Here is an 18,079-nt window from a genome sequence, read left to right on the forward strand (position 1 = left end):
GACTCCTTCGTGGCTGTTTTCGCGGATCGGTCCAGCATGACGGGGCCCGGCCGCCGCCGCCATGGCACGTCGTGGTGCCCGGGCTGCTGTGGTCAGGCCACCCGCGGCACTGTACCGGATGTGGTCTGACCATATGGGCCCGAGCGGCTACCCTGGGACGGTGCGCACCCATGAACGCGTCCTCGCCCACCTCGAGGAGGGCATCGCCGTGGGCCGGTGGGGGCTCGGCGAACGGCTCCCCGGCGAGCGGGCCATCGCGGAGGACCTCGGCGTCTCGCGGCCGTCGGTGCGCGAGGCGATGCGGATCCTCGAGGCCATGGGCATCGTGCGCCCCGGTGTCGGCTCCGGGCCCGGGGCAGGTGCCGTGGTCGTCGACCGACCCGCCGCCGGGCTCGGGGCGGCCGTGCGGCTGCACGTCGCGTCCGGCACGCTGCCGGTGTCCGACGTCGTCGCCACGCGTGCCGCGCTCGAGACGTGGGCCATGCGGGTGGCGGCCGAGCGGGTCGGTGCCGTCGCGCCGCAGCCCGGGGGCGAGCCGAGGGCCGGCGTCCCCGCCGGCCGCCTCGCCGAGGCCCGCCGGCTCCTGGACGCGATGTCGGAGCCGGGGCTGCCGGTGGCCGACTTCGTCGGCCTCGACCAGGACTTCCACCTGGAGCTGGTCCGGATCGCCGGCAACCAGCTCACCGAGGCGATCCTCGGCGGCCTCCGGTCCGCCATCAGCTCGTACGTGTCCGACGGCGTGCGGCGGCTGTCGTCGTGGCCGACGACGGCGGACCGCCTGTGCGTCGAGCACGCGGCGATCCTCGACGCGGTCGCTCGGGGCGACGCCGACGCCGCCGGGCAGGCGGTGCACCAGCACATCTGGGGGTTCTCCACCGAGACCGGCCTCGCCGGGGACGGCGGACCCGGTCCTGCCGTCGGTGCGCCGGCGGGTGCGGGCGGGGACTGAGGCAGGCCCCGGGCGGTGGGCGCCTGTCGGTGGGCGCCGCTACGTTCGACGCCACGGATCCTCGACCGCTCGGAGGGGGCATGGACCAGGACGCCGCCGCGCGCCTCGCGCGCGGCCTGATCGCCGAGCACGGGCTGGAGGGCTGGACCTTCCGGTTCGACCGCGCGCGCCGTCGCGCCGGCCTGTGCCGGCACGACCGCCGGGAGATCAGCCTCTCCGGCCCGCTGACGGCGCTGTACGACGAGGCCGACGTCCGCGAGGTCGTGCTGCACGAGGTCGCGCACGCGCTCGTCGGCGCACGCCACGGCCACGACGCCCGGTGGCGCGCCACCGCCCGGCGGATCGGCGCGAGCGGTCGCCGCCTGGTCAGCGAGGACAGCCCCCAGATCGACGGTCCGTGGGTGGGCACCTGCCCGTCGGGCCACCGGGTGACCCGGCACCGTCGCCCGCAGCCGTGGCAGGCGTGCGGCCGGTGCTCGCGGACGTTCGACCGGCGGTACCTGCTGGCGTGGTCGTACCGCGGTGCGCCGGTGCCGGCGCTCTCCGGCGGCGCGCGCTCCGGTGGCCCGCGCCCCGCCGGCGGGTCGGAGGGGTCGGCCGTCAGCGCCGTGGCGGGGTCGGGGATCGGGGTCGACGCCGCGTCGGTGCGTCCCGGCGACCGGCTGCGCGTCACGGCGCCCGGTCGCTACGACGGCGTCGAGGGAGAGCTGGTCAAGCGCGGGCGCACGCGGTTCCACCTGCGCGTGCCCGGGGCGGTGCTCACCGTGCCGTTCGGGCTCGTCGAACGGGCGCGGTGACGTCGGCCGCACGTCCTCGTGCTTGGACATCCGGCCGTCGAGGGGAATGATCGACCCATGTTCCAGCTCCCCGCCGGCGCCGCCGGCTCCCGCATCGTGGGCCTCGGGCACCACCAGCCGGCGAAGGCCCTCACGAACGACGACATCGCGAAGCTCGTCGAGACGAACGACGAGTGGATCCGATCACGCACCGGCATCGTCACCCGGCACGTCGCGGCGGACGACGTCACGGTCGCGGAGATGGCGACGTCGGCCGCGCAGCACGCGCTCGCGGACGCGGGGGTCGCGGGCACGGACGTCGACCTCGTGGTCGTCGCGACGGCGACGGCGGTGGACCGGTCGCCGAACACGGCCGGGCGCGTCGCGTACGCGCTGCGCACCGGCGTCCAGCCCGGGGCGAGCACGCCCGAGGGCGAGGAGGAGCCCGACCTGCGCAACGTCGTCGGGCCGGCCGTCATCGACGTCAACACGGCCTGCTCGGGCTTCGCCTACGCCGTCGGGCTGGCCGACCAGGCGATCCGCGCCGGCTCGGCTCGCACCGCCGTCGTCATCGGGTCGGAGAAGCTCACGTCCGTGACGGACTGGAGCGACCGCAGCACCTGCATCCTCACCGCCGACGGTGCCGGCGCCGCGGTGCTCCAGGCCACCGACTCGCCCGCGGTCGGCCCGGTGGTGTGGGGCTCGGAGCCCGAGCTCACGCCGGCCGTGCGGATCGAGGCGCCCGCGGGCACGTTCGTCCAGGACGGGCGTGCCGTGTTCAAGTGGGCCATCACCCGTGCGGCGGACCGGGCCCGCAGCATCGTCGACGCGTCCGGCCTCACGCTGGACGACATCGGCGTGCTGGTGGCGCACCAGGCGAACCTGCGGATCATCGAGCCGCTGGCCAAGAGCCTCGGCCTGGAGGACCGCGTCGTCGTCACGGACATCACCGAGTCCGGCAACACCTCGGCCGCCTCCATCCCGCTGGGCCTGTCCAAGTGGTGGCACGCCGGCAAGATCCCCGCCGAGACCCCGGCTCTGCTCTTCGGGTTCGGCGGCGGTTTCGCCTGGGCCGGCCAGGTGGTCCTCACGCCCTCGAGGTAGTCCTGCGCACTACCGGTCGGGTGGGCTCGATGCCCTGACGACGGGTTCTCTCGCGCCCGAGAGGCCGGACGCGTTCCGGAACGCTCCCGCCCCGCGGGTACCCGTCTCGGCGGGGGGTGGTCGGGTAGGCTGCGCTGGAAACCGCTTCCCCACCAGTTCTGGAGATCGACGATGCCCTCCGTCAACCCGTCCCCGTCCGCCGAGACCGGGTCCGCCCGCCTGCGCTACGCCGTCGTCGGCACCGGCCACCGTGCCGGAATGTACGTCTCCGCGCTGATCGGGGACCACGCCGACGACGGCGAGATCGTGGCCTGGGTCGAGCCGAACCCCGTGCGGGCCGCGGTGCACGAGGCCAAGGTCGCGGCCGCCGTCGGCGGCGAGCGCCCGCTCTACCACCCGGACGACCTCGAGAAGGCTCTCGACGAGCAGCGCGTCGACCGGGTCGTCGTCACCTCCGTCGACAACACGCACGCCGACCTCGTGTCCCGAGCGCTACGTGCGGGCGCGGACGTCGTCGTCGAGAAGCCCATCGCCGCCACGGCAGCGGAGTCGCGCCAGATCGCCGACGCCGTCACCGAGACCGGCCGCGACCTCACCATGACGTTCAACTACCGGTACTCGCCGCGGAACTCGGCGCTGCGCGAGGTGATCGCCTCCGGGGAGATCGGCGAGGTGCTCAGCGTGCACTTCGACTGGGCCCTGGACACCGTGCACGGCGCCGACTACTTCCGCCGCTGGCACCGGGAGAAGGTCAACAACGGCGGCCTGCTGGTGCACAAGTCGAGCCACCACTTCGACCTGGTCAACTGGTGGATCGACGCCGTCCCCGAGCGGGTGTTCGCCACCGGTGGGCGCCGTTTCTACGGCGACGACGCGGCGCACGCGCGCGGCTACGAGCCGACCGCGGGCGAGCGGGCGCTGAACGAGCAGGGTGTCGACCCCTGGACGCTCGACGTCGACGCCGACCCCTACCTGGCCGAGCTCTACGGCCCCGAGGCGCAGGCCCACGACGGGTACCGCCGCGACCGCAGCGTCTTCGACGCCGGCATCACCACCGAGGACACCCTCGGCCTGGTGGTCGAGTACCGCGGCGGACCGGTGCTCACCTACTCCCTGACGGCGAGTGCCCCGTGGGAGGGGTACCGCGTAGTGGTCAACGGCTCGCGCGGCCGGGCCGAGCTGGAGGTCGTCGAGCGCGGCTCCGTGGTGTTCGGCGGTGGCAAGGCGGTGCTCGACCCGAGCTTCACCGAGACGTTCGGCGAGGACACGGTGCGGCCCCACGGCGAGCGGCTCGTCGTGCAGAAGCACTGGGAGCGGGCCGAGGAGCGCCCGATCGTCGAGGTCGGCCCCGGCGGGCACGGCGGCGGCGACGCGCTGCTGCTCAGTGACGTGTTCCGCGGCCGGACGGATGCCGACCCCCTGGGCCGTGCCGCTGGCTTCGTCGACGGGCTGCGCGCGTCGGGCGTCGGGTATGCCGGCAACCGGTCGCTGGAGACGGGTGACCCGGTGCGCCTCGCCGACCTGGGTCTCGGCGTCGACCTCTGACGCCGAGATAGAGAACCCCCTCCGCCGAGATAGAGAGGGCTCCCCGCCGAGATAGAGAGCCCACCGGAGTCCTCTCTATCTGGGCGGGGAGCCTTCTCTATCTGGGCGGGGAGCCCTCTCTATCTCGCGGTCAGCGCAGGGCGCGGGGGAGGGCGGAGCGGATCTCGCCCGCGCCGGCCTTCGCCTCGACGACGGCGTCCACGGCCCGCGTGGGCAGCAGCCGGTAGCGGTAGTGGTCGGACGGCGCCCAGCGGGCGTCGTCGGCCAGCGGTGCCTGCGCGGTCGCGTTGAACGCCGCCACGACGTCGGTGCGCCGCCAGTTCACGAGCGTGCCGGTCTCGTGCAGCATCGTGCCGCCGTACGCGCCGACGACCTGCCCGGCGTCCACCCCGCGGGCGAGGCGGATCGCGTTGTTCTCGGCGACGATGCTCGACTCCTTGCCCGCGCCCCAGAGGTAGAAGAAGCCCTCGCCCGTGGACTGCTCGTACGAGTTGTTGTAGACGTGCACGTCGCCGAACCGCACGCGCGGAGCCCGCTGGCCGATGTCCTGCCAGTGGTTGTGGTGGATCGTCACCCGGTGCTGGCCACGGTCCTGGGTGCGCGAGTCGGAGGATCCGATGATCATCGTCTTGTCGTGCGACTCGAAGCGGTTGTACGACACGGTCACCAGGTCGCTGCCGTGGGTGACGTCGAGCAGGCCGTCGTGGACCTCGAACGGGCGGCCGAACACGGTGGGCAGGGACGACGCCGGGTGGTCGCCGTCGTCGAACGTCACGTGGTCGACCCACACGCTCGTGGACGTCCACACGGACAGGTTGTCGTAGGCGGAGTTCCAGTTCCCCGCGTCGCCGTCGGTGGGGTCCCACTGGGGGAAGCAGTCGTACCCGTCGGACAGGGTCAGGTTGCGCACGATGACGTTGTGCGAGTCACGGATGCGCAGGTTCGCCCCGACGATGCCGGCGTCGTCGCCCACCCCGACGATGGTCACGTTGGACCCGACGTGCACCTGGGTCTGGGCGGCCTGGACGCCGGCGGCGGCCCCGCGGGCGTCCTCGAGCGGGCCTTCCGGCTCGTCGGTGCTGCCCCAGACGGCGGGGTCGTAGGCCGCGACGTAGTCCGCCATGGTGAACGGCTCGCCGCCGGGCGCCACCTGCACCTGGTCGGCGAAGTCCTGGCACTCGAGCCGCTCGCCGTCCGGGCCGGCGAAGGCGTCGATCGTGCCGCGGACATAGACGATCCGCGGGGTCTCGTCGCCCCGCCCGTCGTTCTCGTCGGACCCGGGTTCCCCGCCGAGGGCGTCGCGCAGCCCGGCCCAGGTGTCGACGACGTAGACCTCGTCGCCGGAGGCCGCGGCGCCGCCCGTCACGGGCGCGGCGTCGCGGGTCCGCCCCTCGGGTGCCGTGGTGGTGGCCACGGAGGCCCACCCGTTCGCGCCGGGGCTGATGACCTGCCGGCCGAGGTCGGCGGGGGTGGGGTGCGGGTGGTGCGGGCGGCCGTGGGCGCCGGCCGCGCCGGCCCCCGTCCCCAGCAGCAGGGCGGCGACGGCCAGCCCCGCGGTGGTGCGTGCAGCGGTGCGCATGATGCGAAACTCCTTTGTATCGATCCGTAGTTCTCGATCCGGTGCTCCTCGATCGGGCGTGCCCGATCGGTGGTGCGGTACTGCGTCCCGACGGGCGCGACGCTGCGCCGGGCGGGAGGGCCAGGGGAGGGTCACACCGTCCAGGGCGCCCCCAGCTCGGTGAAGGTGCGCTGGGTGCGGGCGACGTCCTCGCACCAGCGCGCGACGTCGGTGACCACGGGGTGCCGGTCGCCGGCGTCGCCGGCCCAGGTGACGTGCTCGTCGCCGACGGGCCGGGGGTCAGGGCCGGTGCGCACGGCTTCCAGCACCCGCATGAACGCGCCGGTGTCGCGCACGTCGCACAGGAGCGGCCGCTCGGCGGGCGCGGTGCGGGCGGCGAGCAGGTCCTCCAGCAGCGGGGTGCGGCCGTAGGTCTTGTCGATGCTCACGCGGTCGGTGCGCAGCAGGAGCCGGTCGTGCTCGTACTCGAGCACGAGCTCGCCGGCGGTGCCGAGCATGAGCACGCGGGCGGGGGTGCGCTCCGCCGCGCACAGCGTGAGGCCGAAGCCGTACCGCCGTCCGTCGGCGCCTGCCACGCGGACGGACGACGTGTCGTCCGACTCGATCGGGTTCGCGCGGTACAGGTCGGTGTCGACCCAGGCGACGTCCTCGGCGCGCGTCGCCCCGCCGAGGCGCAGCGCGGTCGCCACGGCGTGGGCGAGCGGGTTGGTGACGACGCCGTCGACGACGTCGCGCCCGTCCAGGCGCCGCCGCCCGGCCCAGGGTGCGCGGGCCCAGTAGGACGCCGTGCGGACCCAGGCGCCGACCGCGCCGATCCCGGTGACCTCGCCGATCTCGCCGCGGGCGACGAGGTCGGCCGCGGCGGGCAGCGCCTGGGACCCGAAAGTCTGGAAGCCGACCTGGCAGCGCCGGCCGGTGCGCTCCGCGACGGCGACCAGCTCGGTGTGCTCGGCGAGGGACGCGGTGGTCGGCTTCTCCAGCAGCACGTCCATGCCGGCCTCCATGGCGGCGCGCGCCAGGGGCAGGTGCGTGGGGATGGGGGTGCTGAGCACGACGACGTCGACGGGGGCGCCCGGCGCCGAGATCAGGTCGCCGAGGGTGGGGAACCAGGGTGTCCCGGCCGCGTGGGCCTCGTGCTCGGGCCCGGGCTCGTGCGGGTCGACGACGGCGGCCAGCACCGCGCGGCTCGTGCGCTGGAGCTCGAGCACGCGTCGCACGTGCGAGGCGCCGTGGCTGTGCACGCCGACGACGGCGATCCGGGGGAGCGCTTTCCTGTCGCTGTCGTCGATCCAGGTCGAGGTGGTCGTGGTCATCGCCGTCCTGTCGAGGTCTCGGGTGGTTCCGTGGTCGAGGAGCGTCGGTGCGTGCTCCGGGTGGGCTCCGGACTGCTCAGCGCAGCCCGGTCGCCAGCTCCGCGGCCTCGTCCTGGTCGAGGGCGCGGTCGAGGAGCGCGGCCACGACGCCCGTCTCGACGGTGCCGCCCGCGGGCACGAGCAGCGGGGTGTCCCACACCAGGGCCGGGCAGGCGCCGGGGTACTCCGCGGCCCGAAGGAACCAGTGCCGCGCCGGCGAGGTCTGGGTGAGGAGCGTCGTCGTCTCGCGGTCGCCGTCCCGGTCGCGGTGGAGCTGCACGAACGCGACCCACGGCGACGTGCTGCCGTGCGCGTGCTCCTCGCCGGGGCCGCCCGCGGACAGCACGGTGGTGCGCTCCGCCTTCGGCAGGCGCCAGAACACGCCGCCGTAGGCTGCGCCCGGGCGGCCGTTGGTCGCCGGGGACCGGATCTCGAGCGGGCCGCCGGTGGCGTGCAGCGTGGTGCGCCACTCCAGCACCCAGCCGTCGTCGAGCAGCCGCGCGCCGATGCGCCGGCGCTCGTCGAGCTGCGGCTCACCGTGCTCGTCGCGCCATTCGAGGCTGTCGACGAGCAGGTGCGGGGCCAGCGGGTCGACCGAGACCCCGGTGCTCACCTGGCGCCCGTGGTTGGGCAGCAGGGTGGGTCCCACGTCGGCGACGTAGGTGCGCCCGCCCCAGTGGCTGGTCCCGTTCACGTCGGGCACGGCGACCCCGACGCCGTAGTGGTGGCGGTGGTCCACGGGGCCGGCGTCGGTGAGCGGCACCCCGGCCAGCGAGTGCACAGGGTGCAGGTAGGGACGCGGCGAGTGGATCGTCGGGAGGCGGGACCCGTTCTCGTACCGGGCGAGTGCGACGCGGTCCCGTGAGCGGTGCAGCACCATGGCGTCGCCCTCCGCGGCCCAGGTCGGCACCTGCTCCACCGCCTCCTCCGTCGCGCCGTCCGGTGTCGGCCCGGCCTCGGTGACCTGGGCACGGGCGATCTGCTGCGGCACCGTGCCGGTGCTCGTGCGAACCTCGAGGCGCGCGCTGAACCGGGTGGTCGTGGCCGGGTGGGACTCGTCGTCGATCACGGCGTGCAGCTCGCGCCACGCGTGCTTGCCGAGCTCGTCCTGGGGCACGGCGGCCGTCGTGAGGCCGGGCGTGGCGTACCGGGCGAGGTCGATGTCGTCGTAGCCCGCCACCGAGATGTCCTTGGGGACGGCCACGCCGAGCTCGTTGAGCGCGGCGAGGAGGCCGAACGCGACCAGGTCGTTGAACGCGACGACGCCGGTGACGCGGCTGGCGAGGACGGCGTCGGCGGCCGCGTGCCCGGCGGCCAGGTCGGCACCGGTGTCGAGCTCCACGATCTCGAGCTCGGGGCGGCGCTCTCGCACGAGGGCGATCCCTTGCCGGCGGGCGGCGTCGGTCGCGGCGAGCCGCGGCCCGCCCAGGTAGGCCAGGCGGCGGTGCCCGAGCCCGGCGAGGTGCTCCACGAGCTGCACCGTCGCATCGGCGTAGTCGACCACGAGGCTCGGGATGGACGGGTGCGCGATCTCCCGGTTGATGACGACGGCGGGCTCGACGTCGAGCAACAGCGCGTCCAGCTCCGCGGTGGGCATGCGGGGCGAGACGAGGAGCAGCGCGTCGCAGCGCTGACGCGCGTCGCGGGCGATCGAGGCCTCCTGCGACGGGTCCTCGGCGGAGTCCGCGACGAGGACGCGGTAGCCGTCGGTCGCGGCCGCCGTACTCACCCCGCGCAGGATCTGCTGGAAGACGGGGTTCGCGAGGTCGGGGACCACGAGAGCCACCGTCGTGGTGCGGCCGATCGACAGGCTCCGCGCGATGTTGCTGGGCCGGTAGTTGAGCTCGATCGCGGCTTCCTGGACGCGCGCGGTGATCGCCGGGTCGACGGTGCTGCGTCCGTTCATGACGCGGGACACGGTGGCGCGCGAGACGCCTGCGGCGGAAGCCACGTCCGCGATGGTCACGGCAGGACGCCGTACGTTGAGCCCGGCCATCACAGCCCTCCTTCGTGGGCGCGCCCGTCGTCCGCGGTGCGCCGTTCGGCGGCGCGTCGGTGCGCCGCACTTTCTGACCGTACACCATTGGAAACCGGTTGCTCATCTGGTAGCGTCCCCAACGAGCAACCGGTTTCAGGCCGGGGTGCCGGCCTTGCCGGCCACCGCGCTCGCACTGGCAGCTGGTTGGTAATGGTCGAGGACGATCAGGGAGGCAGGCGATGACGCCTACCGCGACGACGCACCGGGAGGTGCGCTCATGGCCGTGATCCAGGAGGTCGCGCGCGCCCGCTCCATCGGGCGTGAGCGGCGCAAGGGAGACGGCAAGGCAGCAGCGGTGTTCCTCGCGCCCTGGTTCGCAGGGCTCGTGCTGATCACGGCGTTCCCGCTCCTCGCGTCGCTCTATCTGTCGTTCACCGACTACAGCCTGCTCGCGGCGCCGAACTGGGTCGGGGTCGAGAACTACACGGCGATGTTCTCCGACCCGCGCTTCTACCAGGCGCTCAAGGTCACGTTCCTGTACGTGTTCATCTCGGTGCCCCTGCAGCTCGCCGCAGCCCTCGCGCTGGCGATGGTGCTCGACAAGGGCCTGCGGGGCCTCGCGTTCTACCGGTCCGTGTACTACCTGCCGTCGCTGCTCGGCGGCAGCGTCGCGATCGCCATCCTCTGGCGGCAGGTGTTCGGCGCCGACGGCCTCGTGAACCAGGTGCTCGCGTTCTTCGGCGTCGAGGGCTACGGCTGGGTGTCCCACCCGGACTACGCGCTCGGCACCCTCATGGTCCTGAACGTGTGGACCTTCGGCGCCCCGATGGTCATCTTCCTGGCGGGGCTGCGCCAGATCCCGGCCATGTACTACGAGGCCGCGTCCATCGACGGCGCCGGGCGCTGGCGCCAGTTCCGCAACATCACGCTGCCGCTGCTGACGCCGATCGTGTTCTTCAACCTGGTCCTGCAGCTCATCGGGGCGTTCCAGACCTTCACCCAGGCGTTCATCGTCTCGGGCGGCACCGGCGGCCCCGTCGACTCGACGCTCTTCTACACGCTCTACCTGTACGAGAAGGGCTTCGGCTCGTACCAGATGGGCTACGCGTCGGCGATGGCCTGGTTCCTGCTCCTCATCATCGCGGGCATGACCGCGGTGAACTTCCTCGCCTCCAAGTTCTGGGTCTTCTACGATGACTGACGCTCCCGTGCGGCCCGCGCCGCGTCCCGACGCCCACCGCGGTCCGGCCACGCTCTCCGAGGTGGCGGCGTCCTACCCCGACAGCCCGCGACGCCGCCGGCGTCTGGGCCCGAGCCTGCGCCGGGTCGCCCGGCACGTGGCGCTCATCGCGTTCGGCCTGATCATGCTGTACCCGCTGCTGTGGATGCTGGCGAGCTCGTTCAAGCCGACGGACCTGATCTTCCGTGAGCCGGGCCTGATCCCCACCGAGCTGGACCTCGGCAACTACACCGACGGCTGGAACGCGCTGCTGCACCCGTTCGGCCACTACCTGATGAACTCGGCGCTGGTCGTGCTCGGGTGCGTGCTCGGCAACCTGGTCTCGTGCTCGATGGCGGCCTACGCGTTCGCGCGGCTCAAGTTCCGTGGCCGTGGCATCTGGTTCGCCGTCATGCTCATGTCGATCATGCTGCCGATCCACGTGATCATCGTGCCGCAGTACATCCTGTTCTCGTCCCTCGAGTGGATCAACACGTTCCTGCCGCTGATCGTGCCGAAGCTCCTGGCCACCGACGCGTTCTTCGTGTTCCTCATGGTCCAGTTCTTCCGCGGCATCCCCAAGGAGCTGGACGAGGCCGCCCGCCTCGACGGCTGCGGCCACGGCCGGATCTTCCTGCAGATCATGCTGCCGCTGTCCCTGCCGGCGCTCGCGACCACCGCGATCTTCACGTTCATCTGGACCTGGAACGACTTCTTCAGCCAGCTGATCTTCCTGACCCGACCCGACATGTACACGGTGCCGCTCGCGCTGCGCACGTTCGTCGACGCGACGAGCAACAGCTCGTGGGGACCCCTGTTCGCGATGTCCATCGTGTCCCTGATCCCGGTCTTCCTCGTCTTCCTGTTCGGCCAGAAGTACCTCGTCAAGGGGATCGCCACGACGGGGATCAAGTAGAGCTCCACCCGCGCCCCGCCCGGGGCCGGCGCCGTTGAACGACGACGTTTCACACGCGCACACGAAGGAGAACCATGCGAGTCACATCCAACCGGCGTACTGCCCGGCGCTCGAGGCGCAGCGTCGCGCTGGTCGCGCTCACGGCGAGCGGTGCGCTCGCCCTGTCCGCCTGCTCGGGGGACTCGGGGGCGATGCCCGAGGGCGACGGCGGCGACGGCGACGACGTCAACATCCGCTTCGCCTGGTGGGGTTCGGACGACCGGCACAAGAGCACGCAAGAGCTCATCGACCTGTTCGAGGAGAAGAACCCCGGCATCACCGTGACGCCGGACTACACCGACTGGGGCGGGTACTGGGACAAGCTCGCCACCACGGTGGCCGGCGGCGACACCCCGGACGTCATGACGCAGGAGGAGCGCTTCATCTCCGACTACGCCACCCGTGGCGTGATCGCCGACATGTCGCAGCTCGACATCGACACGGCCGAGATCTCCGACGAGATCCTGGCCACGGGCACGATCGACGACAAGCTCTACGGGATCGCGACGGGCGTCAACGCGTATTCGCTCGTCGCCGACCCGCAGGTCTTCGCCGACGCCGGTGTCGAGGTGCCGGACGACACGGCCTGGACGTGGGAGGACTACGTCAAGGTCGCTGGCGAGGTCTCCAAGGGCGCCGGTGACGGCGTCTGGGGCACGCAGGACTACGGCTTCAACGAGGCCGGCCTGTCCGTGATGGCGCGCCAGAAGGGCGAGACGCTCTACAACGCGGACGGCACCCTGGGTGTCTCGGAGGAGACGGTCGCGGCGTTCTTCCAGCTCTCGCTCGACCTCATGGCGAACGACGGCCAGCCGGACGCCTCGCGGACGGTGGAGATCCAGAACGCGGGCCCGGAGGGCTCGCTGCTCGGCACCAACAAGGGCGCCATGGGCGTGTGGTGGACCAACCAGCTCGGTGCGCTGAGCGAGTCGTCGGGCCGGGAGCTGGAGCTCCTCCGCATGCCGGGCGAGTCCCAGTTCGACCGCACGGGCATGTACTTCAAGCCCGCCATGTACTACTCGGTCTCGGCCACCACGGAGCACCCGGAGGAGTCGGCGAAGTTCGTGGACTTCCTGCTGAACGACCCGGAGGCCGCGGCGATCATGCTCACCGACCGGGGGCTGCCGTCGAACCTCACGGTGCGTGAGTCCATCCTGGGTGACCTGGCCGACGCCGACCAGCGGATGGCGGAGTTCATGGCCGACCTCGAGGACGAGATCGTGGACTCGCCGCCGGTGCCGCCGAACGGTTCGGGCGACGTCCAGGACATCATCACGCGCATCAACACCGAGGTGCTCTTCGGGGACTCGACCCCGCAGGAGGCCGCGAAGGCGTTCATCTCCGAGGTGGAGGCGGCCACCGCCGGCTGACCGCGGTTCCCGCGCGGACGGGACCTGTCGCACCATCGGGCCGATGGTGCGACAGGTCCCGTTCTCGATGACGGTGCCCGCCCCCACCACCGCGGCGTCGCGGTGGTGGGGGCGGCGCACGTGGTGCCGGCCGTGGCGCGTGCCGGTGGTCAGGGGGCCGGGTCGACGGCGCGGGGGTCGACGGCTCGGGCGACGACGGCGCAGCGGTCGTCGCCCGGGGCGGCGCTCGTCGCGGCGCGCTCCAGCAGGTGGCGCAGCACGTCGCGGTCGGCGGGGGCGAGTCCGGCGAGCAGCGCGTCCTCCGCCGTGCGCACCCGGCCGTCGAGGTCGGTGAGGACGGCGCGGCCGTGGTCGGTCGCCACGATGCGGCGCGCGCGACGATCGGCAGGGTCGGCCCGGCGTTCGACGAGCCCGCAGCCGACGAGCTCGTCGAGCAGGTAGGTCATGACCGTGCGGTCGATGCCGAGCCGCGCGGCGAGGGCCGCCTGGGTGGGCGGCGCGTCGCGGGCCACGGCGGCCAGCACCTCGTAGCCGCGCCCGCCGTGCGGCACGTCGGCGCAGGCGGCGGCCACGCGCGCGCTCCACTCGCGCAGCAGCGCGGCGAGCGACCAGCCCAGGGGGGACGGGTCGACCTCGGCGGAGGCGGTGGGCGCGCTGCTGGTGGTCACCCGGCCATCCTAGGGGAATGTGCTGTGCGTAAGAAGAGTTGCGGCTGATATCGTCTGTGCGACAGACGATCTCCTTCCGGAGCCGCCCACCCCCGTGAAAGGCCACGCATGACGGACTACGGCCACGACCTGCACTTCGGCACGTTCATCACGCCCACCAACGCCGACCCGCAGGTGCCGGTGCGCCTCGCCCAGGTCACCGAGGACGCCGGCCTGGACCTCGTGACGTTCCAGGACCACCCGTACCAGCCGTCGTTCCTGGACACCTGGACGCTGCTGTCGTGGGTCGCCGCCCGGACCGAGCGGGTCACCGTGGCGGGCAACGTGCTCAACCTGCCGCTGCGCCCCCCGGCCGTGCTGGCGCGTGCCGTCGCGTCGCTCGACCTGCTCTCGGGCGGTCGGGCCGCGCTCGGCCTCGGAGCGGGCGGGTTCTGGGACCCGATCGTCGCGATGGGCGGCACCCGTCGTACGCCCGGCGAGTCGGTCGAGGCGCTCGACGAGGCGCTCGACGTCATCCGCGGCATCTGGGACTCCGGCGAGCGCCGGGCGCTGCGCGTCGAAGGGCGGTACCACCAGGTCGTGGGCGCCAAGCGCGGACCCGAGCCCGCGCACGACGTGCCCGTCTGGCTCGGCGCGTACAAGCCGCGGATGCTGCGCCTCGTCGCGGCCAAGGCGGACGGCTGGCTCCCGTCGCTCGGCTACATGAAGGACGGCGACCTCGCGCGCGGCAACGCCGTCATCGACGAGGCGGCCGAGGAGGCAGGGCGGCACCCCGCCGAGATCCGGCGCCTGCTCAACGTCAACGGGGCGCTCGCACCGTCCTGGCGAGGGTTCCTCCAGGGGCCGGTCGAGCAGTGGGTCGAGGAGCTCTCCGGCCTGGCCCTGCAGGACGGGATCGGCACCCTCGTCCTCGCCACCGACGACCCGCAGCTCATCCAGACCTTCGGCGAGGAGATCGCGCCCGCCGTGCGCGAGCTCGTGACCCGCGAGCGGGCGGCCGCGGGCACGGCCCCGGCCGCGACGCGACGCGGTGAGCGCGCGATCGCGCTGCGCCGTCCCGGCATCGACTACGCCGGCATCCCCGCGTCGCTGGCGCCGACCGCCGTCGAGCCCGGGGACCGCGCCTACGACGCCGTCCGGCACAACTACCTGCGCTCCGGTGCGCCCGGCCTGGTGCTGCGCCCGCGCGACGCCGCGCAGGTGGCCGACGCCGTGCGGTTCGCCCGCTCGCAGGACGTCCCGCTCGGCGTGCGCTCCGGCGGGCACGGCATCAGCGGCCGGTCCACCAACGACGGCGGCATCGTCGTCGACCTCGGGGCGCTCGACCAGATCGAGGTGGTCGACGAGGCCACCCGTCGCGTGCGGCTCGGGGCGGGCGCGACGTGGGGCCGCGTGGCGGAGGCGCTCGCGCCGCGGGGCTGGGCCATCAGCTCGGGCGACTACGGCGGCGTCGGCGTGGGCGGGCTCGCCACCGCCGGGGGCGTGGGGTTCTTGGGGCGCGCCTACGGGCTCACCATCGACCATGTCGTGGCGGCGGAGGTCGTCACCGCGGACGGACGCGTGGTCCGTGCGTCGTCCGACGAGAACCCGGACCTGTTCTGGGGGCTGCGCGGGGCGGGCGGCAACCTGGGCGTCGTCACGTGGCTCGAGATCGAGGCGATGGAGCTGGGGAACGTCGTGTTCTCGCAGATGACCCTGGACGCCACGGACGTGGCCGGGCTGCTCGAGCGCTGGGGGCACGTCGTGGAGTCCGCGCCGCGCGAGCTCACGAGCTTCCTCATCCTGTCGCCCGGGCGGCGGGGACGGCTCGCCGACGGCAGCGACGACCAGGGACCGGTCGCCCAGCTCATGACGGTCTTCGCCGGCGACGACACCGACGCCGCCGTCGAGCAGCTCGAGCTGCTCGCCGCCGCGGGGCCGCTGCTCGGCCACCAGGCGTACCTGCTGCCCTACTCGGGCGTCGTGCAGGCGGGGGACAAGCAGCACCGGGGCGGCGGCGACCCCGCGGTCCGCTCGGGGCTGGTGGAGCACCTCGGCACCGCGACCGCCCGGGCGTTCGAGAAGCTCGCGCTGTCCCGGGAGGCGTACTTCCTGCAGATCCGCGCTACCGGCGGGGCGGGCAACGACGTCGAGGAGGGCGCGACGGCGTACGCGCACCGGCACCAGAACTTCCTGCTGTCGGCGATGGCGTCCGACCAGTCCCGGCTCGACGCCGCCTGGGAGGCGACGATGGCGCCGCACGTCGACGGGCTGTACCTGTCGTTCGACACCGACACCCGCCCCGAGCGGCTCGTCGACGCGTTCCCGGAGCCCACGCTCACCCGGCTGCGGCAGGTCAAGCGCGCCTGGGACCCGGACAACGTCTTCCGGGCGAACTTCCCGGTGCCGCCCGCCGCCTGACCGTCCCGTCCCGATGCCTGCCGCCCGTCGCACCACGGCGTGGGGCAGGATGGCGTCATGCCTCTCGCACCTCGGTACCTGGCCGACGACGCCCGCTACGAGTCGATGACCTACCGCCGCGCCGGCCGTTCCGGCCTGGACCTGCCCGCCCTGTCGCTGGGCCTGTGGCACAACTTCGGTGACGTGAACCCGCTCGACACGCAGCGCGCCATCCTGCGCCGGGCGTTCGACCTGGGGGTCACGCACTTCGACCTGGCCAACAACTACGGCCCGCCGTACGGCTCCGCGGAAGAGAACTTCGGCCGCCACCTGGCGAAGGACCTGGCCCCGTACCGCGACGAGCTCGTGATCTCCACCAAGGCCGGCTACGACATGTGGCCCGGCCCGTACGGCGACCACGGGTCGCGCAAGTACCTGCTGGGCTCGCTCGACCAGTCGTTGACCCGCATGGGGCTCGACCACGTCGACGTCTTCTACCACCACCGCCCGGACCCCTCCACGCCGCTCGAAGAGACGATGGGCGCGCTCGCGTCCGCCGTCCAGCAGGGCAAGGCCCTGTACGTCGGGGTGTCGAACTACGCGCCGTCGCGCACCCGCGAGGCCGCCCGCATCCTCGACGACCTCGGCGTCCCCCTGCTGATCCACCAGCCCAGCTACTCGATGTTCAACCGGCACGTCGAGATCGCCGACCGCGAGGACCCGTACGACGGCCACCAGTCCGAGTCGCTGCTCGACGCCGTGGAGGACCTGGGCGTCGGCACGATCGTCTTCTCCCCGCTGGCGCAGGGGCTGCTCACCGGTCGGTACCTCGGCGGGTCGGCGCCGGAGGGCTCGCGCGCCGCGCGCAGCGACTCGCCGTTCCTGTCGTCGTCGAACCTCTCCGGGCCGTACCTGGAGCGGGCGCGGGCCCTGAACGACATCGCCGCCGCGCGCGGCCAGAGCCTCGCCCAGCTCGCCCTCGCCTGGGTGCTGCGCGACCCGCGCGTCACCTCCGCGCTGATCGGGGCCTCCAGCGTGGCGCAGCTCGAGGACAACGTCGCCGCTCTCGCGGCCGGCCCGCTCACCGACGAGGAGATCGCCGCCATCGAGCCGCACGCCGTGGACGGCACCGGCCGCTGACCGGCATGAACCCGACAGAGACGCTGTGAGCGGGCATGTGGCCCTCGAACCGGGTCGCAGGTGGGCCGAACGCCCGCTCACAGCAGGCAGGAGGGAGAGCTGATGGCCGTCTGCTGGAGCGTCGGGCTGACCACGCTCGACGTCGTGCACCGGGCGACCGGCCGGCCGGGCCCGGACGAGAAGGTCACGGCCACGCGCCAGGACGTCGCGGCGGGCGGTCCGGCGGCGAACGCCGCCGTGGTCGCGGCCGCGCTCGGGGCCGAGGCCGTGCTGGTCAGCGCGCTGGGCGGCGGGCCCGTCGCCACCGCCGCACGCGCGGACCTGGCGGCGCACGGCGTGCGCGTCCTCGACGTCGTCCCCGCGGGCGAGGACTTCCCGCTGGCGGTGTCCGCGGTGCTCGTCGACGACGCGACGGCGGAGCGTTCGGTGGTCTCCGCCGACGCGGCGCTCGCGGTCGCGCCCGCCCCCGCGGCCGGCGCGCTCGACGCCCTGCCCGCCCCCGACGTCGTGCTGTTCGACGGGCACCGGCCCGAGGTCGCCCGCGCGGTCCTCGCCCACCTCGCGGCGTCGGGCCGGCGCCCCCTCGTGGTGCTCGACGCCGGCCGGTGGCGGCCGCTGTTCGCCGAGCTCCTGCCCGTGGCCGACGTGGCGGCGCTGTCCGGGGTGTTCACCGTGCCCGGCCACGACGACCCGGCGGCAGGGGCGCTCGCCCTCGGCGCGCGCGGGGTGGTCGTGACGCACGGCCCGGACCCGGTGGAGTGGTTCGTCGACGACCGCTCCGGGACCGTGGCGGTGCCCCAGGTGGCGGCCGTGGACACGCTCGGTGCGGGCGACGCCTTTCACGGCGCGCTCGCGGCGTCGCTCGCGACGGGCGCCTCGCTGCCCGACGCCTGCACGGACGCGGCCGCCGTCGCCAGCCTGCGGGTCGCGCACGTGGGCCCGCGCTCGTGGCTGGCTCACCTCGGCGAAGGTTCCTGAGTTGTCAGGACGACGTGCATGTTCCGAGGGGCCTGGGCCTGACAACTCCGGGAGGTCGTGAGTTGTCAGGACGACGTGCACGTTCGG

Annotated in this window: 14 protein-coding genes; 10 read left to right on the plus strand and 4 right to left on the minus strand. The window is 73.5% G+C overall.

Translation table 11 applies throughout. From position 1 onward, the window contains the following. Window positions 1-160: 160 nt before the first annotated feature. The 4 genes from LEP48_RS02845 to LEP48_RS02860 all read left to right on the plus strand — a co-directional run bounded on the left by LEP48_RS02845 (window position 161) and on the right by LEP48_RS02860 (window position 4,374). Complete coding sequence (locus LEP48_RS02845) at window positions 161-949, plus strand: FadR/GntR family transcriptional regulator (protein ID WP_225564035.1); 789 nt, start codon at window positions 161-163, stop codon at window positions 947-949. An 80-nt stretch (window positions 950-1,029) separates the two neighbouring features. Then, window positions 1,030-1,746 (plus strand): SprT-like domain-containing protein, encoded by a 717-nt coding sequence (locus tag LEP48_RS02850; protein WP_225564036.1) that lies wholly within the window; start codon window positions 1,030-1,032, stop codon window positions 1,744-1,746. A 57-nt stretch (window positions 1,747-1,803) separates the two neighbouring features. After that, a complete protein-coding gene (locus tag LEP48_RS02855; RefSeq protein ID WP_225564040.1) occupies window positions 1,804-2,829 on the plus strand; it encodes a 3-oxoacyl-[acyl-carrier-protein] synthase III C-terminal domain-containing protein in 1,026 nt (341 codons plus the stop codon). A gap of 171 nt (window positions 2,830-3,000) precedes the next feature. Further along, window positions 3,001-4,374, plus strand: coding sequence for a Gfo/Idh/MocA family protein (locus LEP48_RS02860; RefSeq protein ID WP_225564043.1), 1,374 nt, complete (start codon window positions 3,001-3,003; stop codon window positions 4,372-4,374). A gap of 130 nt (window positions 4,375-4,504) precedes the next feature. Here the strand turns inward: LEP48_RS02860 and LEP48_RS02865 are convergent, their stop codons facing one another. The 3 genes from LEP48_RS02865 to LEP48_RS02875 form a co-directional block, all read right to left on the minus strand. Further along, window positions 4,505-5,953, minus strand: coding sequence for a pectate lyase family protein (locus tag LEP48_RS02865; RefSeq protein ID WP_225564044.1), 1,449 nt, complete (start codon window positions 5,951-5,953; stop codon window positions 4,505-4,507). Between the two features lie 131 nt (window positions 5,954-6,084). Beyond that, window positions 6,085-7,266, minus strand: a complete 1,182-nt coding sequence (locus LEP48_RS02870; RefSeq protein ID WP_225564045.1) for a Gfo/Idh/MocA family protein — start codon at window positions 7,264-7,266, stop codon at window positions 6,085-6,087. A 76-nt stretch (window positions 7,267-7,342) separates the two neighbouring features. Beyond that, the gene (locus LEP48_RS02875) at window positions 7,343-9,256 is read right to left on the minus strand and encodes a DUF6807 family protein (protein WP_308009956.1); all 1,914 of its coding nucleotides are present in this window, start codon (window positions 9,254-9,256) and stop codon (window positions 7,343-7,345) included. A 304-nt stretch (window positions 9,257-9,560) separates the two neighbouring features. On the opposite strand from LEP48_RS02875, the gene LEP48_RS02880 reads away from it, so the two are divergent. From LEP48_RS02880 to LEP48_RS02890, 3 genes are all read left to right on the plus strand, one after another. After that, window positions 9,561-10,484: a carbohydrate ABC transporter permease gene (locus tag LEP48_RS02880; RefSeq protein ID WP_225564047.1), complete on the plus strand. Its 924-nt coding sequence runs from the start codon at window positions 9,561-9,563 to the stop codon at window positions 10,482-10,484. Continuing rightward, entirely contained in the window at window positions 10,477-11,418 is a 942-nt protein-coding gene (locus LEP48_RS02885; RefSeq protein ID WP_225564048.1) for a carbohydrate ABC transporter permease, read from the plus strand. Before LEP48_RS02880 ends, LEP48_RS02885 begins: the two co-directional genes overlap by 8 nt. A 74-nt stretch (window positions 11,419-11,492) precedes the next feature. After that, window positions 11,493-12,827, plus strand: a complete 1,335-nt coding sequence (locus LEP48_RS02890) for an ABC transporter substrate-binding protein (RefSeq protein ID WP_225564049.1) — start codon at window positions 11,493-11,495, stop codon at window positions 12,825-12,827. A 149-nt stretch (window positions 12,828-12,976) separates the two neighbouring features. Here LEP48_RS02890 and LEP48_RS02895 read toward each other — a convergent pair whose 3' ends face one another. Beyond that, on the minus strand, window positions 12,977-13,495 hold the full coding sequence (locus tag LEP48_RS02895) for a MarR family winged helix-turn-helix transcriptional regulator (RefSeq protein ID WP_225564050.1): 519 nt from the start codon (window positions 13,493-13,495) through the stop codon (window positions 12,977-12,979). Between the two features lie 108 nt (window positions 13,496-13,603). Here LEP48_RS02895 and LEP48_RS02900 point away from each other — a divergent pair, with 108 nt between their 5' ends. The 3 genes from LEP48_RS02900 to LEP48_RS02910 all read left to right on the plus strand — a co-directional run bounded on the left by LEP48_RS02900 (window position 13,604) and on the right by LEP48_RS02910 (window position 17,992). After that, the gene (locus LEP48_RS02900; RefSeq protein WP_225564051.1) at window positions 13,604-15,895 is read left to right on the plus strand and encodes an LLM class flavin-dependent oxidoreductase; all 2,292 of its coding nucleotides are present in this window, start codon (window positions 13,604-13,606) and stop codon (window positions 15,893-15,895) included. Between the two features lie 57 nt (window positions 15,896-15,952). Continuing rightward, on the plus strand, window positions 15,953-17,014 hold the full coding sequence (gene mgrA, locus LEP48_RS02905; protein ID WP_225564052.1) for an L-glyceraldehyde 3-phosphate reductase: 1,062 nt from the start codon (window positions 15,953-15,955) through the stop codon (window positions 17,012-17,014). 102 nt (window positions 17,015-17,116) lie between these two features. Then, a complete protein-coding gene (locus LEP48_RS02910) occupies window positions 17,117-17,992 on the plus strand; it encodes a PfkB family carbohydrate kinase (protein ID WP_225564053.1) in 876 nt (291 codons plus the stop codon). The last annotated feature ends 87 nt before the right edge of the window (window positions 17,993-18,079 follow it).

The sequence above is a fragment of the Isoptericola luteus genome (assembly GCF_020297055.1).
Classification (GTDB): Bacteria; Actinomycetota; Actinomycetes; order Actinomycetales; family Cellulomonadaceae; genus Isoptericola; species Isoptericola luteus.